Source organism: Geodermatophilus telluris (genome assembly GCF_900102745.1).
In the GTDB taxonomy this organism is placed as follows: Bacteria; Actinomycetota; Actinomycetes; order Mycobacteriales; family Geodermatophilaceae; genus Geodermatophilus; species Geodermatophilus telluris.
On record NZ_FMZF01000006.1, the window covers coordinates 115,439 to 140,492 of the forward strand.

25 protein-coding genes are annotated in these 25,054 nt (G+C 74.9%); 15 read left to right on the forward strand and 10 right to left on the reverse strand.

The features are described 5' to 3' along the window. Positions 1–5: 5 nt before the first annotated feature. Genes BLQ97_RS18425 through BLQ97_RS18445 form a run of 5 tightly spaced genes read left to right on the forward strand, consistent with a single transcriptional unit; the run spans position 6 to position 5,571 of the window. Positions 6–971, forward strand: coding sequence for a carbohydrate ABC transporter permease (locus tag BLQ97_RS18425; protein ID WP_091367493.1), 966 nt, complete (start codon positions 6–8; stop codon positions 969–971). Next, complete coding sequence (locus BLQ97_RS18430) at positions 968–1,861, forward strand: carbohydrate ABC transporter permease (protein ID WP_217637261.1); 894 nt, start codon at positions 968–970, stop codon at positions 1,859–1,861. The genes BLQ97_RS18425 and BLQ97_RS18430 overlap by 4 nt, the downstream gene beginning before the upstream one ends. 38 nt (positions 1,862–1,899) lie before the next feature. Beyond that, entirely contained in the window at positions 1,900–2,913 is a 1,014-nt protein-coding gene (locus BLQ97_RS18435; RefSeq protein ID WP_091367494.1) for an NAD(P)-dependent alcohol dehydrogenase, read from the forward strand. A 25-nt stretch (positions 2,914–2,938) separates the two neighbouring features. Continuing rightward, on the forward strand, positions 2,939–4,051 hold the full coding sequence (locus tag BLQ97_RS18440) for an ABC transporter ATP-binding protein (RefSeq protein ID WP_091367496.1): 1,113 nt from the start codon (positions 2,939–2,941) through the stop codon (positions 4,049–4,051). Positions 4,052–4,068: 17 nt separating this feature from the next. Continuing rightward, on the forward strand, positions 4,069–5,571 hold the full coding sequence (locus BLQ97_RS18445; RefSeq protein WP_091367498.1) for a mannitol dehydrogenase family protein: 1,503 nt from the start codon (positions 4,069–4,071) through the stop codon (positions 5,569–5,571). A 10-nt stretch (positions 5,572–5,581) separates the two neighbouring features. Here BLQ97_RS18445 and BLQ97_RS18450 read toward each other — a convergent pair whose 3' ends face one another. From BLQ97_RS18450 to BLQ97_RS18465, 4 genes are all read right to left on the reverse strand, one after another. Beyond that, positions 5,582–5,986 (reverse strand): hypothetical protein, encoded by a 405-nt coding sequence (locus BLQ97_RS18450; RefSeq protein WP_091367500.1) that lies wholly within the window; start codon positions 5,984–5,986, stop codon positions 5,582–5,584. Between the two features lie 63 nt (positions 5,987–6,049). Continuing rightward, positions 6,050–6,553, reverse strand: coding sequence for a VOC family protein (locus BLQ97_RS18455; protein ID WP_091367503.1), 504 nt, complete (start codon positions 6,551–6,553; stop codon positions 6,050–6,052). A gap of 76 nt (positions 6,554–6,629) precedes the next feature. Beyond that, a complete protein-coding gene (gene phaZ, locus BLQ97_RS18460; RefSeq protein ID WP_091367505.1) occupies positions 6,630–7,874 on the reverse strand; it encodes a polyhydroxyalkanoate depolymerase in 1,245 nt (414 codons plus the stop codon). A gap of 79 nt (positions 7,875–7,953) precedes the next feature. Next, on the reverse strand, positions 7,954–9,546 hold the full coding sequence (locus tag BLQ97_RS18465; protein WP_091367507.1) for an acyl-CoA synthetase: 1,593 nt from the start codon (positions 9,544–9,546) through the stop codon (positions 7,954–7,956). 292 nt (positions 9,547–9,838) lie between these two features. Between BLQ97_RS18465 and BLQ97_RS18470 the strand changes: the two genes are divergently transcribed. The 5 genes from BLQ97_RS18470 to BLQ97_RS18490 are packed head-to-tail and all read left to right on the forward strand — an operon-like array spanning position 9,839 to position 14,990. Beyond that, positions 9,839–10,627 (forward strand): ABC transporter ATP-binding protein, encoded by a 789-nt coding sequence (locus tag BLQ97_RS18470; RefSeq protein WP_091367916.1) that lies wholly within the window; start codon positions 9,839–9,841, stop codon positions 10,625–10,627. Further along, positions 10,624–11,604 carry an ABC transporter ATP-binding protein gene (locus BLQ97_RS18475; RefSeq protein WP_091367915.1) on the forward strand — a complete coding sequence of 327 codons (981 nt, stop codon included), beginning with the start codon at positions 10,624–10,626 and terminating at the stop codon, positions 11,602–11,604. Before BLQ97_RS18470 ends, BLQ97_RS18475 begins: the two co-directional genes overlap by 4 nt. After that, positions 11,601–12,491: a branched-chain amino acid ABC transporter permease gene (locus BLQ97_RS18480; RefSeq protein WP_091367510.1), complete on the forward strand. Its 891-nt coding sequence runs from the start codon at positions 11,601–11,603 to the stop codon at positions 12,489–12,491. The genes BLQ97_RS18475 and BLQ97_RS18480 overlap by 4 nt, the downstream gene beginning before the upstream one ends. Then, positions 12,484–13,734 (forward strand): branched-chain amino acid ABC transporter permease, encoded by a 1,251-nt coding sequence (locus BLQ97_RS18485; RefSeq protein ID WP_091367514.1) that lies wholly within the window; start codon positions 12,484–12,486, stop codon positions 13,732–13,734. The genes BLQ97_RS18480 and BLQ97_RS18485 overlap by 8 nt, the downstream gene beginning before the upstream one ends. After that, positions 13,731–14,990 (forward strand): ABC transporter substrate-binding protein, encoded by a 1,260-nt coding sequence (locus BLQ97_RS18490; protein ID WP_091367516.1) that lies wholly within the window; start codon positions 13,731–13,733, stop codon positions 14,988–14,990. Before BLQ97_RS18485 ends, BLQ97_RS18490 begins: the two co-directional genes overlap by 4 nt. Positions 14,991–15,092: 102 nt before the next feature. On the opposite strand, the gene BLQ97_RS18495 is transcribed toward BLQ97_RS18490, so the two are convergent. Together BLQ97_RS18495 and BLQ97_RS18500 are read right to left on the reverse strand one after the other, a co-directional pair. Then, positions 15,093–16,754, reverse strand: a complete 1,662-nt coding sequence (locus tag BLQ97_RS18495; protein WP_217637262.1) for a CocE/NonD family hydrolase — start codon at positions 16,752–16,754, stop codon at positions 15,093–15,095. Next, positions 16,751–17,713 (reverse strand): quinone oxidoreductase family protein, encoded by a 963-nt coding sequence (locus BLQ97_RS18500; protein ID WP_091367518.1) that lies wholly within the window; start codon positions 17,711–17,713, stop codon positions 16,751–16,753. The genes BLQ97_RS18495 and BLQ97_RS18500 overlap by 4 nt, the downstream gene beginning before the upstream one ends. A gap of 101 nt (positions 17,714–17,814) precedes the next feature. Between BLQ97_RS18500 and BLQ97_RS18505 the strand changes: the two genes are divergently transcribed. Next, positions 17,815–18,453: a cysteine hydrolase family protein gene (locus tag BLQ97_RS18505; protein WP_091367520.1), complete on the forward strand. Its 639-nt coding sequence runs from the start codon at positions 17,815–17,817 to the stop codon at positions 18,451–18,453. 115 nt (positions 18,454–18,568) lie between these two features. Further along, positions 18,569–18,802 carry a hypothetical protein gene (locus tag BLQ97_RS18510; RefSeq protein ID WP_091367522.1) on the forward strand — a complete coding sequence of 78 codons (234 nt, stop codon included), beginning with the start codon at positions 18,569–18,571 and terminating at the stop codon, positions 18,800–18,802. Between the two features lie 25 nt (positions 18,803–18,827). On the opposite strand, the gene BLQ97_RS18515 is transcribed toward BLQ97_RS18510, so the two are convergent. Together BLQ97_RS18515 and BLQ97_RS18520 are read right to left on the reverse strand one after the other, a co-directional pair. Next, positions 18,828–19,088 carry a type II toxin-antitoxin system RelE/ParE family toxin gene (locus tag BLQ97_RS18515; RefSeq protein WP_091367524.1) on the reverse strand — a complete coding sequence of 87 codons (261 nt, stop codon included), beginning with the start codon at positions 19,086–19,088 and terminating at the stop codon, positions 18,828–18,830. Between the two features lie 20 nt (positions 19,089–19,108). After that, positions 19,109–19,393, reverse strand: a complete 285-nt coding sequence (locus BLQ97_RS18520) for a type II toxin-antitoxin system Phd/YefM family antitoxin (RefSeq protein WP_091367525.1) — start codon at positions 19,391–19,393, stop codon at positions 19,109–19,111. 194 nt (positions 19,394–19,587) lie between these two features. Here BLQ97_RS18520 and BLQ97_RS18525 point away from each other — a divergent pair, with 194 nt between their 5' ends. Genes BLQ97_RS18525 through BLQ97_RS18535 form a run of 3 tightly spaced genes read left to right on the forward strand, consistent with a single transcriptional unit; the run spans position 19,588 to position 23,678 of the window. Beyond that, a complete protein-coding gene (locus BLQ97_RS18525; RefSeq protein ID WP_175471815.1) occupies positions 19,588–20,745 on the forward strand; it encodes an NAD(P)/FAD-dependent oxidoreductase in 1,158 nt (385 codons plus the stop codon). Positions 20,746–20,767: 22 nt separating this feature from the next. Then, positions 20,768–22,297, forward strand: coding sequence for an L-piperidine-6-carboxylate dehydrogenase (gene amaB / locus BLQ97_RS18530; RefSeq protein WP_091367527.1), 1,530 nt, complete (start codon positions 20,768–20,770; stop codon positions 22,295–22,297). 58 nt (positions 22,298–22,355) lie between these two features. Then, positions 22,356–23,678 carry an ATP-dependent 6-phosphofructokinase gene (locus BLQ97_RS18535; protein WP_091367529.1) on the forward strand — a complete coding sequence of 441 codons (1,323 nt, stop codon included), beginning with the start codon at positions 22,356–22,358 and terminating at the stop codon, positions 23,676–23,678. A 49-nt stretch (positions 23,679–23,727) separates the two neighbouring features. Here BLQ97_RS18535 and BLQ97_RS18540 read toward each other — a convergent pair whose 3' ends face one another. Then, a complete protein-coding gene (locus BLQ97_RS18540) occupies positions 23,728–24,456 on the reverse strand; it encodes a PadR family transcriptional regulator (protein ID WP_091367532.1) in 729 nt (242 codons plus the stop codon). A gap of 31 nt (positions 24,457–24,487) precedes the next feature. Further along, on the reverse strand, positions 24,488–24,997 hold the full coding sequence (locus BLQ97_RS18545; protein WP_245692438.1) for a VanZ family protein: 510 nt from the start codon (positions 24,995–24,997) through the stop codon (positions 24,488–24,490). Positions 24,998–25,054: the final 57 nt, after the last annotated feature.

Below are 25,054 nucleotides of genomic sequence, written 5' to 3' on the forward strand. Positions count from 1 at the left end.
CGGCCATGAGCACGACCATCGAGCGCAGGCGCGACGACGTCGGGTCACCCCCGCCCCCGCCGCCGTCGGGGGCGCTGCGGCGCACGTCGGACTGGGCCCGCCGCGCGCCCCTGCTGCCGGCGCTGCTGTTCACGATCCTGGTGACGCAGCTGCCCTTCGTCGTCACGCTGGTCGTGTCCTTCATGGACTGGAACGCCTACTACCCCGACGAGCGCGGGTTCACCGGCTTCAGCAACTACGCCAGCGTGCTCACCGACGTGAACATGCGCGAGGCGATCCTCACCACGGTGGTCCTGACCGTGGTGGTCGTCCTGGTCAGCCTGCTGCTGGGCATGGGCATCGCGCTGCTGCTCGACCGGCAGTTCCGCGGCCGCGGCGTGGTGCGCACCCTGATGATCACGCCGTTCCTCGTCGTCCCGGTGGCCGCGGCGCTGCTGTGGAAGCACGCCCTGTTCAACCCCGAGTACGGCCTGCTCAACGGCACCCTCACCGCGATCTGGCGGCTGTTCGGCTCGGAGGACGCGCCGCAGCCGGACTGGATCACCGCCGCGCCGCTGGTCTCGGTCGAGGTCGCCCTGATCTGGCAGTGGACGCCGTTCATGATGCTGATCCTGCTGGCCGGGCTGCAGAGCCGGCCGCTGGACGTCATCGAGGCCGCGCGCATCGACGGCGCGAGCACCTGGCAGGTCTTCCGCTACATGACCTTCCCGCACCTGCGCCGCTACCTGGAGCTCGGCGCGCTGCTCGGGTCGATCTACATCGTCCAGAACTTCGACGCGGTCTTCACGATCACCTCGGGCGGCCTGGGCACCGCCAACCTGCCCTACGTCATCTACCAGACCTTCTACCAGGCGCACGACTACGGCCGGGCGTCCGCGGCGGGCGTCGTGGTGGTCATCGGCACGATCGTCATCGCCACGCTCGCACTGCGGACCGTCTCGACGCTGTTCCAGGAGGAGAACGCGCGATGAGCTCCGTCACCGACGTCGGCCCGGTCGCCGCCACCCGCACGCCCGAGGGCGAGCCCCGCGCGCCGCGCAAGCCGCGCAGCGGCGCCCTGCTCGGCGTGCTCGCCTGGCTGATCGGGATCCTGTTCGTCGTCCCCGTGCTCTGGATGGTCCTGACGTCGTTCCACAGCGAGGAGGACGCCGCGACCAACCCGCCGTCGCTGTTCGCCCCGCTGACGCTGGAGGGCTACCGGTCCTTCTTCGGCATCGGCACCGGCGCCAACCCGTGGCCGTCGCTGGCCAACTCGCTGACCGCCAGCGTGGTGTCCACGGTGATCGTGCTGCTGCTGGCCATCCCGGCGGCGTACGCGCTGTCGATCCGGCCGGTGCGCAAGTGGACCGACGTGCTGTTCTTCTTCCTGTCCACCCGGATGCTGCCGGTGGTCGCGGGGCTGCTGCCGATCTACCTGTTCGCGCAGGTCAGCGGGCTGCTGGACAACATCTGGCTGCTCATCGTCCTGTACACCGCGATGAACCTGCCGATCGCGGTGTGGATGATGCGCTCCTTCCTCGCCGAGGTGCCGGTGGAGATCCTCGAGGCGGCCTCGATGGACGGCGCGGGCCTGCTGCTCACCCTGCGCCGGGTGGTCGCGCCGATCGTGCTGCCGGGCATCGCGGCCACCTCGCTGATCTGCTTCATCTTCAGCTGGAACGAGCTGCTGCTGGCCCGCACCCTCACCGGCACCGTCGCGCAGACCGCGCCGGTGTACCTGACCGGCTTCGTCACCAGCCAGGGGCTCTTCCTCGCCCAGGTGTGCGCCGCCGCCTTCGTGGTGTCGCTGCCGGTGCTCATCGCCGGGTTCGCCGCCCAGGACAAGCTGGTGCAGGGGCTGTCGCTGGGAGCGGTCAAGTGAGGAGCCGGGTGTGAGGGGCGCGGCGTGAGGGGCGCGCCGTGAGGGCGGCGGTCCTGCGCGGCCCCGGCGACGTCGTCGTCGAGGAGCGCCCGGTCCCCGAGCCGGGGCCGGGGGAGGTGCTCGTCCGCGTCACCGCGGTGGGCGTGTGCGGCTCGGACACCCACTACTACGACCACGGGCGGATCGGCCGCTACGTCGTCGAGGCGCCGCTGGTGCTCGGCCACGAGGCCGCCGGGGAGGTGGTCGCCCTCGGCCCCGGCGTGACCGCCCCGGCCGTCGGGCAGCGCGTGTCGGTGGAGCCCGGGGTGCCCGACCTGACCTGCGCGCAGTGCCTGGCCGGCCGCTACAACCTCTGCCCGGGCATGCGGTTCTTCGCCACCCCGCCGGTCGACGGCGCGCTCGCCGAGTACGTCACCGTGCACGCCGCCTTCGCCCACCCGGTGCCCGACGGCCTGGGGAACGACGCCGCCGCGCTGCTCGAGCCGCTGTCGGTGGGCATCTGGGCCTGCCGCCGCGGCGGGGTCACCGCCGGCTCCCGGGTGCTGGTGGTCGGCGCCGGCCCCATCGGCCTGGTCAGCGTGCAGGCGGCGTTGGCCTTCGGCGCCACCGAGGTGGTGGTCTCCGACGTCAACCCCGCGCGGCTGGCGCTGGCCCGCGAGCTGGGCGCCACCGCCGTCGTCGACGCCCGCAGCGAGCGCCCCACCGACCTCGGGGACCCGCCCGGCGTGCTGCTGGAGTGCTCGGGCGTGCCCGCGGCGATCGCCGAGGGGATCCGGGCCCTGGACCGGGCCGGCCGCGCGGTGCTCGTCGGCATGGGCGGCGACGAGGTGCCGCTGCCGCTGTCCGTGGTGCAGGAGCGCGAGCTGGAGGTCACCGGCACCTTCCGCTACGCCGGCACCTGGCCGACGGCGATCGCGCTGGTCGCCGCCGGGCGGGTCGACCTCGACCGCCTGGTCACCGGCAGCTACGACCTCGACGGCACCGAGGACGCCCTCACCGCCCGCCGCCGCGACCCCGGCTCGGTCAAGGTCGTCGTCCGCCCCGGCCCCTGACCCCACACCGCAGGAGGAGAGTCCCATGGCCTCGGTCACCTACGACGCCGCCAGCCGCATCTACCCCGGCGCCGACCGGCCCGCCGTCGACGCGCTGGACCTGGAGATCGCCGACGGCGAGTTCCTCGTCCTCGTCGGCCCCTCCGGCTGCGGCAAGTCCACCTCGCTGCGGATGCTCGCCGGCCTGGAGGACGTCGACCGCGGCGCCATCCGCATCGGCGACCGCGACGTCACGCACCTGAAGTCCAAGGACCGCGACATCGCGATGGTCTTCCAGAGCTACGCGCTGTACCCGCACATGACCGTGGCCGACAACATGGGCTTCGCGCTGAAGATCGCCGGCCGCAGCCGCGACGAGATCTCCCAGCGGGTGGCCGAGGCCGCCCGGATCCTCGACCTCGAGGAGTTCCTCGACCGCAAGCCCAAGGCCCTCTCCGGCGGGCAGCGGCAGCGGGTGGCGATGGGCCGCGCGATCGTGCGCGACCCGCAGGTGTTCCTCATGGACGAGCCGCTGAGCAACCTCGACGCCAAGCTGCGCGTGCAGACCCGCACCCAGATCGCCGCCCTGCAGCGCCGGCTCGGGACGACGACGGTCTACGTCACCCACGACCAGGTCGAGGCCATGACCATGGGCGACCGGGTGGCGGTGCTGCGCGCCGGCGTGCTCGAGCAGTGCGACACCCCGCTGCGGCTCTACCAGGAGCCGGCCAACGTGTTCGTCGCCGGCTTCATCGGCTCGCCGGGGATGAACCTCGCGGAGTTCGCGCTCGACGACGGGCAGGCCGTCCTCGGCCGGGCCCGCATCCCGGTGCCGACGGCGGCGCTGCGCGCGCTGTCGGCCGAGGACGCGCGCACCGTGGTCGCCGGCTTCCGCCCGGAGTCGCTGGAGCTGGTCGGCGAGGGCGAGCCCGGCGCCTTCCCCGTCGACGTGACCGTGGTGGAGGAGCTGGGCTCCGACGCGTTCCTGCACGGGTCGCTGCCCGACCTGCCGCCGGACTCGGGGACCCTCAGCGACAGCATCATCGCCCGGGTCGACCCCAACCGGCCCCCGGCCAAGGGCGAGCGGGTGCACCTGCGCATCCAGCCGGGCCGGGAGCACCTGTTCTCCCCGTCCACCGGGCACCGCCTGCCCGCCTGAGCACCCAGGAGCCTGCCGTGCCACCGCTCGCCGCCGCGACGCTGCCCGCCCTCGCCGGCACCCTGCCGGTGCCCACCTACGACCGCACCCGGGTGCGGGCGGGGATCGTGCACCTGGGGGTGGGTGCCTTCCACCGCTCCCACCAGGCCCTCTACCTCGACCGGCTGCTCGCGGCCGGGCAGGGGGAGGAGTGGGGCATCTGCGGGGTCGGCGTGCTGCCGTCGGACCGCCGGATGGCCGAGGTCATGGCGGCCCAGGACTGCCTCTACACCCTCGTCGTCCGCCACCCCGACGGCACCGCGGAGGCCCGCGTCGTCGGCTCGATCGTGGAGTACCTGCTGGCGCCCGACGACCCCGACGCGGTCGTGGAGAAGATGGCGGCGGAGACCACGCGGATCGTCTCGCTGACCGTCACCGAGGGCGGCTACGCCCTCGACCCGGTCACCGGCCGGTTCGACCCCGCCGACCCCGGCGTCGCCCGCGACCTGGAGCCCGGCGCGGCGCCCTCGACCTGGTTCGGCCTGCTCGCCGAGGCGCTGGTGCGCCGCCGCGAGCGCGGGCTGGCGCCGTTCACCGTGGTGTCCTGCGACAACGTGCAGCACAACGGCGACGTCGCCCGGCGCAGCTTCGCCGCGTACGCGGCCCTGCGCGACCCCGAGCTCGGCGCCTGGGTGGAGCGGGAGGTCGCCTTCCCCAACTCCATGGTCGACCGGATCACCCCCGCCACCACCGACGACGACCGCGCCGACGTCGCCCGGCGCCTCGGCGTGGAGGACGGCTGGCCGGTGGTGTGCGAGCCGTTCGTGCAGTGGGTGCTGGAGGACCGCTTCCCGCTCGGCCGGCCGCCGCTGGAGGAGGCCGGCGTGCAGGTGGTGGCCGACGTCGAGCCCTACGAGCGGATGAAGCTGCGGCTGCTCAACAGCGGCCACCAGGCGCTGGCCTACCTGGGCACCCTCGCCGGGTACCGGCTGGTGCACGAGGCGGCGCAGGACCCGCTGTTCCAGCGGCTGCTGCTGGACTACATGGAGCGCGAGGCGACCCCGACGCTGCTGCCGGTGCCCGGCATCGACCTCGACGCCTACCGCCGGCAGCTCATCGAGCGGTTCGCCAACCCGGCGATCCGCGACACCCTGGCCCGGCTGGCCTTCGACGGGTCCGAGCGGCTGCCCAAGTGGCTGCTGCCCGTGGTGCGGGACAACCTGGCCGCCGGCGGCGAGGTCGCCCGGTCGGCCGCGGTGGTCGCCGGCTGGGCCCGCTACTCCGAGGGCGTCGACGAGCAGGGCGCGCCGATCCCGATCGCCGACCGGCGCAGGGAGCGGCTGGCGGCCAACGCCGGCCGGCAGCGGGAGGACCCGCTGGCGTTCCTCGCCGACCGCGAGCTGTTCGGCGACCTCGTCGACGACGCGCGGTTCACCTCGCCCTACCGGGCGGCGCTGGCCTCCCTGTACGAGCGCGGCGCGCGGGCGACCGTCGAGGACGTCGTCGCCGGTACCGTGCCCGCCGCGACCGGCGGCCGCTGAGCCCCGGGCGTCAGCCGGCGTCGAAGAGCACCACCTCGTCGGGCTGCGCGGTGAACGGGTTGGCCCACTCCGAGGCGGCGCCGGTGATCGGCTGGGCGTCGGTGACCACGACGTGCGGCGTGCCGGGGTAGACGGCGAGCACGCGGGTGGGCGAGGTCAGCGTCTCGGTGTGCTCGACGAGCTCGCCGCGGCGCAGCAGCCGCGTCGTCCGTCGGCCGCGCAGCTCCGCGCCGACCTCGGCCACCCACACCGCGCCGTCGGCGGCGAAGGTGATCGAGCGCACCCGCCGGCCGGGGGGCGCGGGGGCGCAGCCGGCGAAGTCGGCGAGCGCCTCGTAGAGCCGCTCGGCCTGCTCGTCGTCGCTCGCTCGGGGGAGGAAGAAGGCCACCACGCCGGCGATCCTGCCCCGGGCCACCGACGCTCCCGCGGCCCGGGGCGGGGGTGGGTCGGGGCAGGTGTGGGTCGGGGCAGGGGCGGGTCAGAGCACGGTGGAGCCGTACATCTCGCCGAGCGGGTCGGCGATGAGCTCGATGCGGGCGCCGTCGGGGTCGCGGAAGTACACCGACACGCCGCTGTGCACCTCGTGCGGGACGCCGGCGTCGGCGAGCCGGGCGACGAGGTCCTGCCAGCGGTCGGGCTCGACGCTGATCGCCAGGTGGTGCAGCCCGCCGAGCACCTCGGCGTAGGGGCCGACGTCGAGGCCGGGGAAGTCGAAGAAGGCCAGCAGGTTGCCGTGGCCGATGTCGAAGAAGAAGTGCGAGGACCCCGGGTAGTCGCGGTTCTCGATCAGCTCGGTGAGGGGGAAGCCGAGCACGTCCTGGTAGAAGCGCACCGTCGCCTCGACGTCGCTGCTGATCAGCGCGGTGTGGTGCAGGCCGCGGGCGGTGGAGGCCGGCCGCTGCCCGGCGGGGCGCAGGTGGGCGGCGCGGATGCGGGCCCTCTCGGCGTCGCGTGCCGTCGGGTCGGGTGCGGTCGCGGTCATGGCGGGCGTCTCCTCGGTCGGGCCGGCGTCGTGCGACCGATCGTCGCAGGACGCCGGCCCGGCGCGCAGGGCTGCGTCAGCGGGCGCGCGCCGCCACCGGGGCGTCCTCGGCGGCCGCGACGAACGACCGGACCACCGGGTAGATCTCGGCCTCCCAGCGGGCGCCGGCGAACACGCCGTAGTGGCCCACGCCCTGCTGCAGGTGGTGGTGCCGCCGCTCGGCCGGGATGCCGGTGCACAGCGCGTGCGCCGCCTCGGTCTGCCCGGGTGAGCACAGGTCGTCCTGGGCGCCCTCGACGGTGAGCAGCGCGGTGTCGGTGATCGCGGCGGGGTCCACCCGCTGCCCGCGCCAGGTGAACTCGCCGCGGGGCAGGTCGTGCTCCATGAACACCCGCTGCAGCGTCTCCAGGTAGAACTCCGCCGGCACGTCCATGACCGCGCCGTACTCCTCGTAGAAGGCGCGGGTGGTGGCCGCGGCCGCCTCGTCGCCGGCCACCATCGAGCGGTACATCTGCAGGTGGGCGCGCAGGTGCCGGCGCGGGTTCATCGACATGAACGCCGTCAGCTGGGTGACGCCGGGGTAGACGCGGCGGCCGGCGCCGGGGTGGCGGGCCGGCACGGTGGTGGTGAGCAGCCGCTCGTAGCGCGAGATGGAGTGCCGGCCGGCGCCGTCGTTGACCCGGTTGGGGTTGACCCGGGTGTCGATCGGCCCGGCCATCAGCGTCAGGCTGCGCGGCTGGGCGGGGTCGCCGGCGGCGGCCATCACCGCGACGGCGGCCAGCACCAGCGGCGCCGGCTGGCACACGGCCATGACGTGGGTGTCGCGGCCCAGGTGCCGCATCGCGGCGAGCACGTGGTCGACGTACTCGTCGAGGCCGAACCGGCCGGCCTCCAGCGGCACGTCGCGGGCGTTGTGCCAGTCGACGACGAAGACGTCGTGGTCGGCCAGCAGGGTGCGCACGGTCGGGCGCAGCAGGGTGGCGAAGTGCCCCGAGATCGGCCCGACGACGAGCACCTGCGGCTGGCCGGCCACGTCGGGCTTGCCGAAGTGCAGCACGTCGGCGAACGGCGTCGACAGCACCGGCTCCACGACCACCTCGGCGCTGCGCCCGTCGACGTCGACCGCGTCGATGCCCCACTCGGGCCGCACGTGCGTGGGGCGCGCCTCGGCGAGCACCCGGCAGGCGGCCCGCAGCCGGCGGGGCACCGGCAGCCCGGCCAGCGGCGCCGGCAGCGCCTCCAGCGCCCGGGCGGTGAGCGCCGTCGTCGTCCGGGCCGGTGCGGTCAGCCGCTGCTGCCACTCGTAGGCGGTGTAGAGCACGGGTGCGTCCCCCTCGGGTCCTGGTGTGGTCCGCGCCACACCCGGCCGACGGTAGGCGACGGCCCGCCGTTCGGCGCGCTCATCCGGCCAGGTCGGCGTACGTCGTCCGCAGGTCGCGCTTGAGGATCTTGCCGCTGGCGTTCTTGGGCAGCGCGTCGGCCAGCGCCACGTGGCGGGGGGCCTTGAACCCGGCCAGCCGCTCGCGGCAGAAGGCGACCAGCTCCTCGGGGGTCACCGGCTGCCCGTCGCGGGGGACCACCACGGCGGCCACGGCCTCGATCCACCGCGGGTGCGGCACGCCGAAGACGGCGACCTCGGCGACGGCGGGGTGCTGGTAGAGCACCTCCTCCACCTCGCGGCTGGCCACGTTCTCCCCGCCGGTCTTGATGACGTCCTTCTTCCGGTCGACGACGGTGACGTAGCCGTCCTCGTCGGCCACGCCGAGGTCGCCGCTGTGGAACCAGCCGTTGCGGAAGGCCTCCGCCGTCTTCTCCGGGTCGTTCCAGTAGCCGGCCGTGGCGTGCGGGCTGCGGTGCACGATCTCGCCCTCCACGCCGGGGCCCACCGGGCGGTCCTCGTCGTCGACGACGCGGGTCTCGCTGTTGACCACCGCGGTGCCGGCCGACCCGGGCTTGCGCAGCTGGTCCTCGGGGGAGAGGACCAGCGCCAGCGCGGACATCTCGGTCTGGCCGTAGAAGTTGAACAGCGCCATCCCGGGCAGCCGGCGGGACAGCTCCTCCACCACGGCCACCGGCATGATCGACGCGCCGTAGTACCCCTTGACCAGCGAGGACAGGTCGCGGCGGTCGAGGTCGGGGGAGCGCAGCAGCCCGATCCACACCGTCGGCGGGCAGAACAGGCTGGTGATCCGCTCCCGCTCCACGGTCTCGAGCACCGTGGCCGGGTCGGGCCCGGGCAGCACCACGTTGGTCCCGCCCAGGTAGAGGTTGGGGTTGAGGAAGCAGTGCTGCGCGGCGACGTGGAACAGCGGCAGCGCGTGCAGCGCCACGTCGTCGGCGGTGTAGCGGCCGTCGACGATGCAGCTGACGTACTGGCTGACCAGGCTGCGGCTGGTCATCATCACGCCCTTGGGCCGCGACTCGGTGCCGCTGGTGTACATCAGCTGCAGCACGTCGTCGTCGGCCACCGGCACCTGCGGGGGCGAGGCGTCCGCGTGCGCCGTCCAGGTCTCGTAGGCCTCCCAGCCCTCCGGTGGCGCGGTGTCCCCGCCGCCGAGCACGCCGCGCACCCGGACCTCCCCGTCGCGGCCGGACAGCCGCAGCGCCTCGCGGGCCACCGGCAGCAGCGCGGCCTCCGCGACGACGCCGACCGTGCCGGAGTGCCCGAGCACGTAGGCGACCTCGCCGGCCTGCAGCATGAAGTTCACCGGGACGGCGATGGCGCCGAGCCGGGCCAGCGCGAAGGTGAGCGCCACGTAGCCGTCGTCGTTGTGCGACAGCAGCGCCACCCGGTCACCCTTGGCCAGCCCCCGGTCGGCCAGCGCGTGGGCGGTGCGGTTGACCACGGCGTCGAGCTCGGCGTAGGTCCAGGACCGGTCGCCGAAGCGCAGCGCGGTCTTCCCCGGCGCGCGGACCGCCGAGCGGTGCAGCAGGTCGCCGAGGGCGTGCCCGCGGGCGGTCGCGATGGTCGCGGTGAGCTGGTCGTCGAACACGGGAGGGCTCCTTCGCCGCCGTCGGTCCCGGGGAGCCGGGTGTAGCAGCCGCGGACACCCGCCGTCGAGCAGCCGCCCGGTCCTGACACGGCCGGGGGACGCGGACAATGTCGCCGGCACCCGTAGCGGTGGCACCGGGGGTGTGTCGCGGGCACGTCGGGAACCCCTCCGGGTGCGGACGGTCGCGTCTCGGATCACCGAGTGGTCACAGTCGTGCCGTCGCAGCCCGACAGGCCTTGACCTGCGGCCTATCGTTCCGCCGCATGTGCTCCACATCACCTCCGGTCGCCCCGTGCTGACCGTCGACTCGCTGCAGGTCACCTACGGCGGCGCCGTCGAGGCCGTCCGGGGCGTGTCCATGGAGGTGCCCGACGGCGCGGTCGTCGCGGTCCTCGGCAGCAACGGCGCCGGCAAGAGCACCCTGCTGCGCACGATCTCCGGCACCCTGCGGCTGCACCGCGGCCGGGTCGACGCCGGCTCCGTGCGCCTCGGCGACCTCGACCTCACCCGCCGCGACGCCGGCCAGATCGTGCGCGCCGGCGTCGTCCAGGTGCCGGAGGGGCGGCGGATCTTCGGCCGGCTCACCGTGGAGGAGAACCTGCGCGCCGGGGGCATGGGCAACCGCGACCGCGCCGCCAAGGCCGAGGCCGTCGCCCGGGTGCACGACCTGTTCCCGGTGCTGCGCGAGCGGGCCGGCCAGCGCGCCGGGCTGCTGTCGGGCGGGGAGCAGCAGATGCTGGCCATCGGCCGCGCGCTGATGGCCAGCCCGCGGCTGCTGCTGCTCGACGAGCCCTCCCTGGGCCTGGCGCCGCGGGTCATCGGCCAGATCGGCGAGGTGGTCGCCGAGATCAACCGGCAGGGCACCGCGGTGCTGCTGGTCGAGCAGAACGCCACCATGGCCCTCGGCGTCGCGGACCGCGCCTACGTCCTCGACGTCGGCAAGGTGTCGCTGTCGGGCAACGCGCGCGAGCTCGCGCAGACCGACGAGGTGCAGCGGCTCTACCTCGGCCACACCGGGGACGCCCCCGAGCAGCGCACCGACCGCGCGCCGCTGCGCAGCCTGTCGCGGTGGTCGGCGTGAGCGCGCCCGCGGCCGAGACCCGCAGCGACGTCCCCCCGGTCGAGGTCGAGCACGTCAGCGTCGCCTTCGGCGCCATCAAGGCGCTCAGCGACGTCTCGTTCACCGTTCAGCCGGGCAGCATCCACGCCGTCATCGGGCCCAACGGCGCCGGCAAGTCGACGCTGTTCAACGTCCTCTCCGGCGTCTACAAGGCCACCGAGGGCGAGGTCCGCTTCGGCGACGCCCGCCTCAGCACCATGCGGCCGTTCCAGATCGCCGGCGTCGGTGTGGCCCGCGCCTTCCAGAACATCGCGCTCTCGGGCGCGCAGACCGTCGCCGAGAACCTGATGCTCGGCCGCCACCACCTCACCAAGGCCGGCTTCCTCTCCTCCGGGCTGCGGCTGCCGCGCGCCACCCGCGAGGGGAGGGTGCACGGCGAGCGCATCCGCGAGATCGCCGAGTTCCTCGACCTGGGGCCCAAGCTGCACACCCCGGTCGGCGTGCTGTCCTACGGCGACCAGAAGCGCGTCGAGGTGGCCCGCGCGCTGTGCATCGAGCCGCGGCTGCTGCTGCTCGACGAGCCGGTGGCCGGCATGAACGCGCAGGAGACCGTGCGGATGGCCGACGCGATCCGGGAGATCCGCTCGGCGCTGGGGATCTCGATCATCCTCGTCGAGCACGACATGGGGATGGTCATGTCGCTGGCCGACCGGGTCACCGTCCTGGACTTCGGCCGCCGCATCGCCGACGGCACCCCGGCGCAGGTCCAGTCCGACCCCGAGGTCATCCGCGCCTACCTGGGCTCGGGCACCGACGTCGACCCGGCCGAGGCGGCCGCCGCCGCGCACGGCGGGACACAGCACGGCGCGACACAGCACGACCCGACGGAGCACGGCACCGCAGGGCACGGCGCCACCGCGCACGGCGCGACAGCACACGGCACGACCGAGCACGGCACCGCTGACCACGCCACCGACGTCCCGGGGAGCCGGCCGTGACCCAGTTCCTGTCCCTGCTGCTCAACGGCATCTCGCTGGGCGCCATCTACGCGCTCATCGCCCTGGGCTTCGTGATCATCTTCAAGGCCAGCGAGGTGGTGAGCTTCACCCACGGCTCGCTGCTGCTGCTCGGCGCCTACACGATCGCCCGGCTGTCGGACACCCTCGGGTTCTTCCCGGCGGTGCTGGTCGGCGTCCTGGTCACCGCCGTGGCGGCGTTCCTGGTCGAGCGGTTCATCATCAACCGGCTGCGCGGCGCCCCGGTGATCAGCCTGGCCATCGTCACCATCGGCGTCGACATCATCCTGCTCACCGAGCTCATCCGGCAGATCGGCCCGGACATCCTCAACGTCCCGCACCCGTGGGGCGGCGACTCGGTGCGCATCGGCGGCGTGGGCATCAGCGAGAACCGGCTCATCGCCATGGGCGTCGCCGGGGTCCTGATCATCGCGTTCTTCGTCGCGTTCAAGTACTCCAGCTGGGGCGTGGCGATGCGCGCCTCGGCCGAGGACGGCGAGGCCGCGGCGCTCATGGGCATCCGCCAGGGCCGCGTCTCGGCGCTGGCCTGGGTGGTCGCCGGCGTGCTGGCCGCCGTCGCCGCGCTGTTCCTCGTCGGCGCGCCCACCCCGGGCGTGAGCGCGGCCGCCTACACGGTGGCGCTGCGCGCCTTCCCGGCCGCCATCCTCGGTGGCCTGGACTCCACCGGCGGCGCGCTGGTGGGCGGGCTGCTCATCGGCATCACCGAGGCACTCGCCGCCGGGTACCAGGAGCAGCTGTCCTTCCTCGGCCGCGGCTTCGGCGAGGTCGCCCCCTACGTCGTGATGATCATCGTGCTGCTCGTCCGCCCCTCCGGCCTGTTCGGGACCAAGGAGCTGACACGTGTCTGACACCCTCTCCGCCCCGGCCGGCGCCGGCCGCGCGCCGGCGGCCCCGGCCGGCTCCGCGCCGCGCCGGTCGCCGGCCCGGCTGCTCACGCCGCTGCTGCTGCTCGCCTTCCTCGTCGTGCTGCTGGCCCTGCCGCTGTACGTGGAGGAGTTCTGGCTGCGCACCGGCTTCGCCGTCGCCGGCGCGATCGTCGGCGCCATCGGGCTGAACCTGCTGGTGGGCACCACCGGGCAGCTGTCGCTGGCGCACGCCTTCTTCCTCGCCGTCGGCGCGGTCAGCTACACCTTCATCTCCGGGGAGTCCGGCGGCCTGGGCACCCGGGCGGCGCTGCGCGGCCTGGAGCTGCCGCCGATCGTCGGCATGGTCGTCGGGGTGCTGCTCGCGGGCCTGGCCGGGCTGGTGTTCAGCCCGATCGCGGCGCGGCTGCGCGGCATCTACCTCGGCGTCGCCTCGCTGGGCCTGGTGTTCATCGGCGTGCACGTGCTCAACACCTGGACGCCGGTGACCGGCGGCTTCAACGGCCGCTCGGTGCCGGAGTTCTCGCTGTTCGGGTTCAGCTTCGGCAACGACGACCCGCAGCTGTTCGTCCTCGGCGTCCCGTTCCGCGAGGCCGAGCGGCTGTGGTACCTGGGCATCGTCCTGGCCCTGGCCGCCTACCTCTTCGCCCGCAACCTGCTGCGCAGCCGGCCCGGCCGGGCGCTGCAGACGCTGCGCGACAGCGAGGTGGCCGCCTCGGTCATGGGCGTCAACGTGCAGGCCTACAAGGCGCGGGTGTTCCTGGTCAGCTCCATGTACGCGGGCCTGTCGGGCGTGATGTACGCGCTGTCGATCGGCAGCATCGCGCCGGAGTCCTTCGGCCTCACCGTGTCGATCCTCTACCTGGCGATGATCGTGCTCGGCGGGCTCGGCTCGGTGGCCGGCGCCGCCCTGGGCGCGGCCTTCGTCACCGCGCTGCCGCTGGTCTTCCAGCAGTTCGCCGACGTGCTGCCGCTGGTCAGCGCCCCCGGCGAGGGCGGCATCAACGCCGGCATCGCGGCCCGCTACCTCTTCGGGCTGGCGATCATCATCGTCGTCCTCTTCGAGCCCGGCGGCCTGGCCGGGTTCGCCAACCGCTTCCGCAGCCGAGGCCGCCGGTCCGCCCGCGCCCCCGGCCGCGGATCCCCGAGCGCCGCACCGGCCTCGGCGTCGAGCACCACCGTCACCGACCCGTCCGATCCACCAGCGCAAGGGAGCAGCACCAGATGACAGCAGGGAAGCGTCTACGGGGGGCCACCGTCCTGGCCGCTGCCGCCGTCGTGGCGGTCAGCGGCTGCAGCACCAAGGCACCGGAGAGCGGTGGCGGCGGTGGCGGCGGTGGCGGCGGAGGCGGCGAGGGGGAGGTCACCACCGACGTCGGCATCGAGGGCACCACCATCCGGCTCGGCGTGCTCACCGACCTGACCGGTGTGTTCGCCGCGCTCGGCACCGACATCACCAACGGCAACACGCTGTACTGGCAGGACAACCAGGTCTGCGACACCTACGACGTCGAGCTCGACGTCCAGGACACCAACTACGTGCCGCAGACCGGCGTGCAGCTCTACTCCGGCATGGAGCCCAACATCCTGGCGATGCAGCAGACGATCGGCTCGCCGATCAACACCGCACTCGCCCCGGAGTACGAGAGCGACTCGATCGTCAACTTCCCGTCGGCCTGGGCGCGCACGCTCACCGAGATCCCGGGCACCGGCGTGCTGGGCGCCACCTACGACGTGGAGCTGGCCAACGGCTACCAGTACCTGTTCGACCAGGGCCTGCTGCAGGACGGCGACACCGTCGGGCACATCTACTTCGAGGGTGAGTACGGCGAGAACGGCCTGGCCGGCAGCGAGGCCGTGGCCGAGGCCCGGAACCTGACCGTCGTCCCGGCGCAGATCAAGTCCGCCGACCAGGACATGTCCGCCCAGATCACCCAGTTCGCCTCCGAGGGCGTGGACGCGATCGTGCTGACCGTCGCCCCCGCGCAGACCGCCTCGGCGGCCGCGGTGGCGCAGGCCCAGGGCCTCGACGTCCCGATCCTGGGCAGCAACCCGGTGTTCGCGCCGGGCCTGCTGCAGGGCCCGTCGGCGCAGTGGCTCAAGGACCACCTGTACGTGTCCTCGCCGATCACCTCGTGGGACTCCCAGCCCGAGCTGCTGCAGGAGTACCAGGCGGCCTACCCGAACACCACGCCGAGCCTCGGCGCGGTCTTCGGCTACGCCATGGGTGACGTGATGAAGCAGGTGCTCGACTCCGCCTGCGAGGAGGGCGACCTGACCCGCGAGGGCGTGCTCGCCGCGTTCGGCGAGCTGTCCGACGTCGACACCGGCGGCCTCCTCGTGCCGATCAACGGGTTCGAGACCGGGGTGTCGCCCAGCACGCAGAGCATCATCCTGCGGCCGGCCGACGTCCCCGGCGGCGCCGAGGTCGTGCAGGAGGCGTTCGAGGGCGAGCTGGCGGCCGACCTGGCCGGCGGCGAGTAGCAGCAGGGAGCCGGGCCGGCCCTGCACGCGGGCCGCTCCAGCACCGCACCAGCGGCGCCCCCTCCCTCCGGGGAGGGGGCGCCGTCCTGCGTCCGCCGGCGCTCAGCGCAGGACCGGCAGCTCCACGCAGGAGGGGTGCGCGGCGTCGGCGAACACCTCGAACCGGCAGGGCCGGCCGGTGGTGGCCGACGCGAAGGGCTCCCCGGTGCCCAGGTTGCGGGCGAAGCGCGGGAACGCCCCGCCCGACACCTGCACGCGCAGCCGGTGCCCGGCCCGGAAGCGGTAGGCGGTGGGGAACAGCTCGACGTCGACGGCCAGCACGCCGTCCTCGCCCACGACGACGTCGGCGGCCGGCACGGTGCGCGGGTGCAGCCGCCGGATCCCGTCGACGACGTTGCGCGAGACCCCTGCCGGGTCGACGTCGCAGAGCCGCACGAACAGGTCGGCGTGCTCGAGGTCGGTGCGCACGAACACCCGCGCGCGCACGTGCCCGACGACGTCGAGGTCGCGGGGGAGCACCGGCCCGGTGGACACCAGGACGTCGTCGCGGGCCTCGACCGCGGCGTTGTCGGCCTGCCGGCCGGGCCGCTCCAGCAGCGGGCCGCCCACGGTGGGCGTGGGGTCGGCGGGGTCGTAGGTGAACCGCCGGGGCGGGGCGTCGCCGGTCTCCGGCTGCTCGGTGAGGCCGCCGTCGGCCCGCAGGTGGTGCGCCACGGGCGAGCTGCCCGGTGGCGGCCAGGTCTCCGACTCCAGCCACGTGCCGGCCTGCTGCAGGTACAGCCGCACCGGCGCGCCGGTGGGCGCCGGGCCGCCGTCCAGGTGGTGGCGCAGCCAGCGCACGTCGCTGCGGACGATCTCCTTCAGCTCCCCGGGGTCGCCGTGCAGCCACGGGCCGACGGTGATCCGGGCGGGGACCCCGGCGGCGCGCAGGCGGGCGTGGTCGGTGAGCTGGGCGGCGGCGAACAGGTCCCACCAGCCGGTCACCATGTTGGTCGGGGGGAAGCCGGTCAGGTCGGCGTCGTCGTGGTCGACGCCGTCCCAGAACGGGTCGCCGGGCGCGGCGTGGCCGGTGAAGTCGCGCCAGAACGGCACGGGTGCCCCGACGGCGGCGGTGTCGGCGGCCTGCAGCGGCAGCAGCCGCAGCGCCCGGTGCACCCGCGCCCGCAGCCGCGGGCTGAGCGGCCCGGGCAGCCCGCCGGCCTCCTGGCGGCCGATGGCCACCGACCAGCGCAGCGCGTTCTCCAGTGCCGGGGCGCCGTGGTCGTAGAAGGCGGTGGTGATCCGCGCGCCGGTGATGTGCGGCGAGACCGCCACCAGCGGCGGGTCGGCGTAGGGCGCCACCGCCCACTGGGTGTGGCCGAAGTAGCTGCCGCCAGTCATCGCCACCCGCCGGTCGCACCACGGCTGGGCGCGCACCCAGGCGAGGGTGGCCAGGCCGTCCTCGTGCTCGGTGCTGAACGGCCGGAAGTGCCCGCCGGAGCCGAACGTGCCGCGGGTGGACTGCACGAACACCTGGAAGCCGCGCCGGGCGTAGGGGGCGGCGAAGGCGTGCGCGACCAGCCCGGCGCGGCCGTAGGGGAGCCGGATGAGGACGACCGGCAGCGGGCCGGCCGCGCCGGCGGGCCGGTAGTGGTCGCCGAGCAGCGTCACGCCGTCGGGCACCGGGACGGCGACGTCGCGCTCGACGGTGTAGCGCACCGCGCGCAGCGGCAGGCCCAGCGCCGCGTCGGCCAGCAGGCCCCCCAGCCGGGCGAGCACGCTCACGCGGCCCCGTCCCCGCCGGGCAGCAGCAGCACCTTGCCCGTCGTCCGGCGGCCCTCCAGCTCCTCGTGCGCCCGCCGGGCCTCGGCCAGCGGCAGGCGCGCGCCGATGCGCACGTCGAGGCGGCCGGCGGCGACCAGGTCGAGCACCGCGCCGGCCAGCGCCCGCAGCAGCTCCGGCGTGCGGGTGTAGGTGGCCAGCGTGGGGCGCTGCACGTAGACCGAGCCGTGCGCGGCCAGCTGCTGCAGCTCCAGCGGCTCGGGCTGCCCGCTGGAGGCCCCGTAGAGGATCATCCGCCCGGTGGGCCGCAGCGCCCGCAGCCCCGCGGCGAAGGTGCTGCGGCCCACGCCGTCGTACACCGCCGCGGCGCCCTCCCCGCCGGAGAGCTCGCGCACCCGCTCGGCGAACCCGTCGTAGCCCACGACGACCTCGTCGGCGCCGGCGCCGCGGGCCAGCTCCGCCTTCTCCTCGGTCGACGTCGTGGCCAGCACGTGCCCGCCGCGCTGCCGCACCAGTTGGGTGAGCAGCAGCCCGACGCCACCGGCGGCGCTGTGCACGACCACCCAGTCGCCGTCGGCCACCGGGTGGGAGTCCGCGGCCAGGTAGTGGGCGGTGCAGCCCTGCAGCATCACCGCGGCGGCCAGCTCCGCGCTCACCCCGTCGGGCACCGGGACGAGCGCGCCGCGCCGGGCGGCCACCCGCCCGGCGTAGCTGCCGGGCACGTTGAGCCAGGCCACCCGCTCCCCGGTGCCGACGACGCGGCCGGCGCCCTCGGCGCCCACCACCGCCGGCGGGGAGGCGGTGTAGGGCGGGCGGCCCTCGCGCTCGTAGACGTCGCGGAAGTTGACGCCCACCGCCTCGACGTCGACCAGCACCTCGCCGTCGCGGGGCTCGGGGTCGGGCACGTCCCGGACGGTGAGCACCTCCGGTCCGCCGGTGCGCTCGTAGACCACTGCCTGCACGTCGCCTCCTCGGGTCGGCCGCCGCGCCGGGGCCGTCGCCCGTGCCTACCACCGGGCGGCGCCCCCTGGTAGCCGAGGGCGGGGCCTGGCACGCTCGGCGCGTGCAGCGGGCCTTCGGCGTGGACGTCCCCGAGACCGTCGCGGAGATGTGCCGGCCGGCGGCCAGCGCGGTGCTCGTCTACGACGCGCAGGTGGGCATCCTGGCCCACGTCCGCGACCGCGAGGCGCTGACCGGCCGGATCGCGGACGTCCTGCGCGCCGCGCGCGGGGCCGGCGCGCCGGTCCTGTACGTGCGGCACGTGTCGCTGCCGCCCTCGCACATGGGGGTGGCGGCGCTGCGCACCGCGATGGCCTGGCAGCGGCGGGACCGCGCCGACGCCGTCACCGCCGCCTTCCCGCCCGACGCCGAGCACACGCAGATCACCGGCGACCTGGCACCGGCCGACGGCGAGCCGGTGTTCGACAAGCTGGGCATGTCGGCGCTGGTGGGCACGCCGCTGGAGGCCGTGCTGCGCGACCGCGGGGTGAACACGCTGGTCCTGGTCGGCGCGGTGCTGGAGATCGGCATCGAGCCCACCGCCCGGCACGCCGCCGACCTCGGGTTCCTGCCCGTGGTGGTCGACGACGCCTGCGGGGTGGTCGACGAGGAGGCCGCCCGCCGGTCGCTCGCCGCGCTGGACTACAGCCTGCTGTCCCACCGCTGCACCGCCGCCGAGGTCGTCGCCGCGTTCGGCGGGTGACGCCCGGCCCGCGGCGCAAGAGCCGGGCGCCCCTGTCGGTGCCCCGCACGCGGCGGTACCCACACCGGTACGCCGGTGCGTGCCGTCACCGGCGACCCGTCCCGGGGGAGGACCCGTGAAGCGCCTCGCTCTGCCCGCACTCGTCCTGTCGTTCGCCGCGGCGTCGGTCGCCACCGCCGGCGCCGCGTCCGCCGCACCCACCGAGCCCGCCGCCTGCTTCGGGGCCTTCTCCAGCACCTTCGCCCAGATGTTCGTGCCGTCCGGGGCGCTGGTGTCCGGGGCGGCTCCAGGAGGTGGCATCGGCACGGTGGCGTCCGAGAAGCCGAACGACCCCACCGGCTGCCCCTAGCGGGCCGGGCCGGCCGCGCCCGCGGTCACCGCCCCGGGCGGTAGGCGTCCCGGCGGTGGGCGACGTCGACCACGGTCACCGTCCGGCTCCCGTCGTCGATCCGGTGCACGACCCGGTAGGTGCCGCGGCGGGCGCTGTCCCTGTCCGCGAGTGGCGGCCGGAGCCGGTTGCCGACGCGGTGAGGGGCGTCGAGCAGTGGTCCGGTGACGAACTCGTACGTCGCGGTGGCGACGGCCTCCGGCAGGTGCTCGGTGAGCTGACGGCGGGCGGTCGGCGTGACGGCCAGGGTTTATGGGCGGTCGTCCGTCACGGACGGCGCGGGTGGTGGCGGCGCATCGCCGCGTCCAACTCCTCGCGGGACTCGACCTCGCCGCGCGCCAGCTCGTCCTCGGAGGCGTGCAGGCGCCGCATCGCGTCGGCATCGGCGAGGATCTCGATCGTCTCCTCGAGCGACTCGAGGTCCTCCGTGGCCACCAGCACGGCGGACGGCTTGCCGTGCACGGTCACGTACACCCGCTCGTGCTGTCCGCTCACCCGGGCGACCAGACGGGACAGGTGTGCCTTGACGTCGGCCAGGGCCATCGTCGTCATGGTCAGGATCCGACCAAACCCTGCCCACGGCGTCCGCGCGGTGTGCACGTGCGGTCGCCGGGGGCGGCGGCCGACCGCGGTGCGGGCACGCGGAGCACGCCGGCCCGCGACGGCACGCCACGCTCCCGGGGCCTGGTGCGGCGGGCCGCCCGCACCGCAGGATGGGGCTCCCGTCCCGCGTCCGGAGGAGACCCATGAGCCCGCAGCTGCCGTCCTCGGCGTCGGTCGTCGTGATCGGCGGGGGCGTGGTGGGCCTGGCGACGGCGTACGAGCTCGCCCACGCCGGCGTGCGCGACGTCGTCCTGCTCGAGCGCGACTCCTTCGGCTCGGGCTCCACCTGCCGGGCCGCCGGCGGGGTGCGGGCGATGTTCTCCGACCCCGTCAACGTCACCCTCGGCGCCCGCAGCCTGGAGACCTTCCGCGACTTCCCGGCCCGCTTCGGCCAGGACGTCGACTTCGCCCAGGTCGGCTACCTGTTCCTGCTGTCCACGCCCGCGGAGGTCGCGGACTTCACCGCCGCCGTCGCGCTGCAGAACGACCTCGGCGTGCCCAGCCGGATGGTCGACGTCGCCGAGGCGCGGCGACTGTCCCCGCTGGTCGACGGCGACGGGCTGCTCGCCGCCGCCTGGTCGCCCACCGACGGCCACTGCACGCCGGAGTCGGTCGTCCTCGGCTACGCCGCCGCGGCCCGCCGCGCCGGCGCCACGCTGGTGCCGCACTGCGCCGTCACCGGGGTCGACGTCGCCGAGGGCCAGGTCACCGGCGTGCGCACCCGGGCCGGGCGGGTGCAGACCGACGCCGTCGTCGTCGCCGCGGGGCCGTGGTCGGCGGAGGTGGGCCGCCTCGCCGGCATCGACCTGCCGGTGGAGCCGCTGCGCCGGCAGATCCTGGTCAGCGAGCCGGTGCCCGGCCTCGACCCGCACACCCCCTTCACCATCGACTTCGCCACCTCCTTCTACTTCCACCGCGAGGGCGCCGGCGTGCTCATGGGCATGTCCGACCCCGACGAGACGCCCGGCTTCCGGCTCACCCGCTCCGAGGCGTGGCTGCCGCGGCTGGGCGCCGCGGTGGAGCGGCGGGCGCCCGCGCTGGCGTCGGTGGGCATCGCCAGCGGCTGGGCCGGCCTCTACGAGATGACGCCGGACCACAACGCGCTCATCGGCCGGTCCGCCGAGGTGGAGGGGCTGCTCTACGCCACCGGCTTCTCCGGGCACGGGTTCCTCATGGGCCCGGCCGTGGGGGAGGTGGTGCGCGACCTGTACCTGGGGCGCGAGACGCTGGTCGACGTCGCCGGGCTCGACGTCCGGCGGTTCGCCACCGCGGGCGCCCGCCCGGAACTGAACATCGTGTGACCGACAGAGGAGTTCGCAGAACGTGACCAGCCTGCCCACCGCCGAGGAGCTCCGGACCCTCGCCCGCGAGGCCGCCGGACGCTGCGGCGTCGACCTCGACGCCGTCGCCGGCGACCACCCGGTGACCTCCCCGCTCACCGGGACCCCGCTGGCCTCGGTCCGCTGGGACACCGCCGGCGACGTCGAGACGGCCGTCGCCCGCGCCGGCGAGGCGTTCCGCGCCTGGCGGACGACGCCGGCGCCGGTGCGCGGCCAGCTCGTGCGCCGCCTCGGCGAGCTGCTGCGCGAGCACAAGGCCGACCTCGCCACCCTGGTCAGCCTGGAGGTCGGCAAGATCACCTCCGAGGCGGCCGGCGAGGTGCAGGAGATGGTCGACATCTGCGAGTTCGCCGTCGGCCTGTCCCGCCAGCTCTACGGGCGCACCATCAGCTCCGAGCGCCCCGGCCACCGGCTCATGGAGACCTGGCACCCGCTCGGCGTCGTCGGCGTCATCAGCGCCTTCAACTTCCCGATGGCCGTCTGGTCGTGGAACACCGCCGTGGCGCTGGTCTGCGGCGACCCGGTGGTGTGGAAGCCCTCGGAGCTCGCGCCGCTGTCGGCGCTGGCCGCCGCGGCGCTGCTGGACCGGGCGATCGCCGAGACCGGCGCCCCGGCCGGGCTCAGCCAGGTCGTGCTCGGCGGCGCCGACGTCGGCGAGGCGCTGGTGGACGCGCCCGGGGTGGCGCTGCTGTCGGCCACCGGGTCCACCCGGATGGGCCGGGTCGTCGGCCCGCGGGTCGCCGACCGCTTCGGCCGCTCGCTGCTCGAGCTCGGTGGCAACAACGCCGCGATCGTCACCCCCTCGGCCGACCTCGACCTGGCCACCCGGGGCATCGTCTTCTCCGCCGCCGGCACCGCCGGGCAGCGCTGCACCACGATGCGGCGGGTCATCGCGCACGTCGACGTCGTCGACGCGCTCGTCGAGCGGGTGGCCGCGGCCTACCGTGCCCTGCCGATCGGCTCGCCGATCGCGCCCGGGACGCTGGTCGGCCCGCTGGTGCACGACGCCGCGTTCAAGGCGATGCAGGACGCGCTCGAGGCTGCCCGGCAGCAGGGCGGCGAGGTCGTCGCCGGCGGCGGGCGGCGGCTGGCCGACGAGGCGCCGGACGCCTACTACGCCGAGCCGGCGCTGGTGCGGATGCCCGGGCAGACCGACGTGGTCCGCCAGGAGACGTTCGCCCCGATCCTCTACGTGCTGCCCTACCGCACGCTGGAGGAGGCGGTGGCGCTCAACAACGACGTCCCGCAGGGGCTGTCGTCGAGCATCTTCACCTCCGACCAGGCCGAGGCGGAGCGGTTCCTGGCCGCCGACGGCTCCGACTGCGGCATCGCCAACGTCAACATCGGCACCTCCGGGGCGGAGATCGGCGGGGCCTTCGGCGGGGAGAAGCACACCGGCGGCGGCCGCGAGTCGGGGTCCGACGCGTGGAAGGCCTACATGCGGCGGGCCACCAACACCATCAACTACTCCGGCGAGCTGCCGCTGGCGCAGGGCGTGGAGTTCCCGATCTGACGCGCCGACACGGACCCAGTCGTCATGACGACTGGGTCCGTGTGGGAGCGTCCTCCCCATGGTCGACTCCGCGGACCTCGCCGTCCGCACGCTGGGCCCGTGCCGCATCGACTCGCCGCTGGCCCCGCGGCTGGGCGCCCGGGAGACGACGCAGCACTCCGTCGTCGAGGAGGACCGCATCCTCTTCGACGACACGCTGTCGATGGCCGGCGCCCGCGGCGTGCCGCTCGAGCAGCTGCCCAGCCTGGAGCCCGGCGGCCCGCGCAAGAAGATCTACTTCGACCCGGCCAAGACCCGGGTCGGCATCGTCACCTGCGGCGGGCTGTGCCCCGGCCTCAACGACGTCATCCGCGGGCTGGTGCTGGAACTGTCCCGGCACTACGGCGTCCGGCGGATCGTCGGCTTCCGCAACGGCTACCGGGGGTTCATCCCGGAGTTCGGCGAGGACGTGCTCGACCTGACCCCCGAGGTCGTCATGCACATCGACGACGAGGGCGGCACCATCCTCGGCACCTCCCGGGGCAAGCAGGACCCCGAGGCGATCGTGGACGCCCTCGAGCGCCTCAACATCAACATCCTGTTCGTCATCGGCGGGGACGGCACCATCCGCGGCGCGATGGACGTCGTGCGGGTGGTTGAGGAGCGCGGCCTGAAGGTGGCCGTGATCGGCATCCCGAAGACCATCGACAACGACATCCCCTACATCGACCAGAGCTTCGGCTTCCAGACGGCGATGTCGGAGGCGACCAAGTCGATCCACGCGGCCAGCGTCGAGGCCCGCTCGGCGCCCGGCGGCATCGGCCTGGTCAAGCTCATGGGCCGGCACTCGGGGTTCATCGCCTGCTACTCCACGCTGGCCAAGGACGACGCCGACTACGTGCTCATCCCCGAGGTGCCCTTCGCCCTCGACGGCGAGCGCGGGTTCCTCGAGCACCTGCGCCAGCGGGTGCAGGAGCGCGGGCACGCCGTGGTGGTCGTCGCCGAGGGCGCGGGGCAGGAGCACGTGGAGGGCGAGGAGCCCGGCCGCGACGCCTCGGGCAACGTCCGCTTCGGCGACATCGGCCGGCTGCTGCGCAAGCGGATCATCGAGCACCTCGACGCGCGTGGGGTGGAGAACAACGTGCGCTACTTCGACCCGAGCTACGCCATCCGCAGCGTGCCGGCCAACCCCTACGACAGCGCGTACTGCCTGCGCCTGGCGCACGCCGCGGTGCACGCGGCGATGGCCGGGCGCACCGAGGTGATCGTGGCCCGCCGGCGGCGGCGCTTCGTGCACATCCCGATGGGGCTGGCGGTCAGCCGCCGCAACCACGTCGACCCGCTGGGCGACCTGTGGATGTCGGTGCTCGAGGCCACCGGTCAGCCGGTCCGCTTCGAGTAGCGGGGGCCGGTCCGGGCGCCTCGGCTCCCGGACCGGCCCCCGGTGCCGCTCACGTCGCCGGCGTCCCGGCCTGGCCGGGAGTCCCGGTCTGGCCGGGGGTCCCGGCGTCGGGGCCCTCGGCGAGCAGCAGGTACAGCGCCCGCCGGGCCTCGGCGAGGACGGCGGCCGCGGCGGTCAGCTGCGCCTCCGACCCGGTGCGCGAGACCTGGCGCACCGCGCCGTGCACCTGCTCGAGCAGGCCGCGCAGGTCGGGGCCGGCCGCGCCGTCGGCGGTGCCGCCGAACGGGTCGGCCCAGGTGTCGCGGCGCTCCTCGACGTGCTGCCGGCCGGCCTCGGTCAGCGTGACCAGCTTGCGGCCGGCCTCGGCGGTGACGGTGGCCAGGCCCTCGTCCTCCAGCGCGCTGATCGTCGGGTAGACCGCGCCGGGGCTGGGCGTCCAGCGGCCGCCGCTGCGCTCGGCGATGGCCTGCATGAGCTGGTAGCCGTGCATCGGCTGCTCGGCGAGCAGCAGCAGGACGGCGGTGCGGACGTCGCCGCGGGGAGCCCGGCCACGGCCGTGGCGCCGGCCACCGGGGCCGAGACCGCGCCCGCCGGGGCCGAAGCCGCGGCCGCCCGGGCCGAACTCGGGACCGCCGGGACCGAAGCCGGGACCGCCCGGGCCGAAGCCGGGGCCGGGGCCGAAGCCGCCGGGACCGCCCTCGTGCGGGTGGTGGTGGGGGCCGCGGAAGCCGCGGCGCGGGCCGGGCTGCCGGCCTCCGGGGAAGGGGTGGGAGAACATCTCAGGACCTCCTGTGTCGTATCGGATGACGCTAACGATACATCGCTACCGTCGCCCCGTCTACTGCCGCCGTACCGGGTGCACCCACCGGTCCTGAGCCGGTGCGGTCGGCCGCGGCGACGATCGCCCCGACCAGCACCGCCCCGACCGCGTTGAGCAGGGCGTCGACGGGGGAGACCACCCGGCCCAGGGGCAGGAGGAGCTGCAGCCCCTCGATCGCGCCGCCGGTCGCGAGCGCGACCGCGGCCAGTCGCCCGGCTGCGGCGAGCCCCGGCCACAGCCGCACGGCGAGGGCCGCCGGTGCCGCGAGCAGCAGGAGGTTGCCGACCAGCTGCAGCAGCGTGGCGGGGGAGGCGAGGCCGGTCAGGTACCAGCGCAGCTCCGCCCCGGGTGCGCCCCACGCCCACCCGGACCCCTCCGGCACGAGGGTCAGCGCCGCCACGACGGCGAGGGCCAGGGCGAGTCCGGCACCGAGCGGCAGTCGCCGGCCGGAGGGTCCGCGGCCGGTGCCTGCGGCGGGGGAGCGCTGGTCGAGGTCCACGACCCCAAGGTCGATCCACCACCCGCGCGCCACCTGCGCGCGGGCTGGGAGGCGGCT